The 248-nt window shown below is 59.7% G+C and carries 1 pseudogene; it reads left to right on the forward strand.

Going from position 1 to position 248, the window contains the following annotated elements:
• A pseudogene (hofM, locus tag RTW80_RS30265) lies at positions 1–248 on the forward strand (DNA utilization protein HofM); the annotation flags it as partial.

Raw genomic sequence — 248 nt, forward strand, 5'->3', positions numbered from 1 at the left:
TCGCGAACTGCCGCAGCGTCATCACATTATGTTGGCGTTTCCCGCCAGTCGCACATTACAGCGGTCATTTCCGCGCCCGTCGATGTCCCTTGGTGAGCGGGAGCAAACGGCCTGGCTGTCAGGGACGATGGCCCGCGAGCTGGATATGGATCCGGACTCCCTGCGCTTCGATTACAGCGAAGACTCACTCAGTCCCGCCTATAACGTGACTGCCGCGCAAAGCAAAGAGCTGGCAACGCTGCTTACTC

This window comes from Escherichia sp. AM3 (assembly GCF_032029835.1).
Taxonomy (GTDB): Bacteria; Pseudomonadota; Gammaproteobacteria; order Enterobacterales; family Enterobacteriaceae; genus Escherichia; species Escherichia coli.